Here is a 1,002-nt window from a genome sequence, read left to right as displayed (position 1 = left end):
CGCGAGGGTGTCGGTGGTGAACATCGCGCGGGTGAACATCAGCTCCCAGTGAATCGAGATGGATTTTCCCTTGAACGGGCCGATGTCCAGACCCACCGGGTCGTCGATGAGGGCGAACTGGCCTTCCGGGCGCAGCACGGCGGCGATCTGAGGCACGTAGGCGGCGCTGTTGTTCAACCCCGCAACATGGGTGACGTGCTCGATACCGAGCGCGGCCAGTTGAGCTGCCCAGGGCTGATGGTGATCGAGGACGTAATGTGCGCCATGGGCCAGCACCCACTCGCGGGTTTCCGGCCGCGAGGCCGTGCCGATGACGGTCATACCAGTCAGCTCACGTGCCAGTTGGGTCAGAATCGAGCCGACGCCGCCCGCCGCTCCGATGACGAGCAGCACGTTGTTGTCGGTCGGATCCGCTGCCTGAACACGCAGACGGTCGAACAGCAGTTCCCACGCGGTGATCGCGGTCAGCGGCAACGAAGCGGCTTCTGCGAAATCCAGCGAGGTCGGCATGGGTCCGACGATGCGTTCGTCCACGGCGTGCAGTTCGCTGTTGCAGCCGGGCCGCTTGATGTCCCCCGCGTACCAGACACGGTCGCCTGGCTTGAAGCGGGTGGCCAGCGGACCGGTCGCGCGGACGATTCCCGCCGCGTCCCAGCCGGCGATGCGCGCACCGCCTTCCGGAACATCTCCACCGCGCCGGATCTTGGTATCGACCGGGTTGACCGATACCGCTTTCACCTCCACCAGCAGATCGTGGTCGCGCAGTTCCGGTGTCGGCAGCTCGATATCCTGCAGCGCCTGCGGGTGGCTGATGGGATGGTTCTGATAGAAGCCGATGGCTTTCATACACGTGGTCTCCAAGGGGCAATGAGACCATGTTATCTTTCGTCGATATACGGATAAATACGCGCCAAGCTCAAACAGTTTCGGCATTTCAATGAAAATGATTCGACTCGATGACGTCCAGATCTTCGTGCACACGGTGGACTACGGCAGCTTCTC

1 protein-coding gene is annotated in these 1,002 nt (G+C 62.5%); it reads right to left on the bottom strand.

All coding sequences use genetic code 11. The features are described from left to right. A partial coding sequence (locus tag AB3X89_RS39915) for a zinc-binding alcohol dehydrogenase family protein (RefSeq protein WP_368588020.1) occupies window positions 1-846 on the bottom strand: 846 nt, incomplete at its 3' end. Window positions 847-1,002 lie beyond the last annotated feature (156 nt).

Origin of the sequence: Paraburkholderia sp. BR14320, assembly GCF_040948665.1 — a bacterium.
GTDB classification, from domain to species: Bacteria; Pseudomonadota; Gammaproteobacteria; order Burkholderiales; family Burkholderiaceae; genus Paraburkholderia; species Paraburkholderia youngii.
Note: the sequence above shows the minus strand (reverse complement) of the source record. Positions and strands in the feature narration are given on the sequence as shown.